The organism is Rubellimicrobium sp. CFH 75288 (assembly GCF_009904055.1).
In the GTDB taxonomy this organism is placed as follows: domain Bacteria; phylum Pseudomonadota; class Alphaproteobacteria; order Rhodobacterales; family Rhodobacteraceae; genus Rubellimicrobium.
This window is the reverse complement of the sequence record NZ_WYDP01000077.1, coordinates 1-308: the sequence shown is the minus strand read 5'-3', so window position 1 is coordinate 308 and position 308 is coordinate 1. Positions and strand designations below refer to the sequence as shown.

The window sequence follows — 308 nt, the reverse complement described above, 5'->3', positions numbered from 1 at the left end:
AGGTCCACGAGCACGCGGGTGCCTTCGACCCGGACGGGGTAGGTACGCAGGGCGGTGCAGACGGGGGCGCGCAGCGGCGCACCGGTGCGGTAGTCGAACTGGCCGTTGTGCTTGGGGCATTCGATGATGTGGTCCATCACCAGCCCGTCGGCGAGGTGGACCTGCTCGTGGGTGCACAGCCCGTCGGTGCAGAAGAACTGGTCGTCCGGGGAGCGGTAGAGGGCATAGGTCCGCCCCCCGTGGTCCCAGCGGATCACGTCCTCCTCCTCGATGGCGTCGGTGGCGCAGGCGTCGGTCCAGGGCATGGG

1 protein-coding gene is annotated in these 308 nt (G+C 69.8%); it reads right to left on the bottom strand.

What is annotated here, in order from left to right; genetic code table 11:
- A partial coding sequence (locus tag GT358_RS16450) for a MocE family 2Fe-2S type ferredoxin (RefSeq protein ID WP_166583706.1) occupies window positions 1-305 on the bottom strand: 305 nt, incomplete at its 3' end.
- Window positions 306-308: the final 3 nt, after the last annotated feature.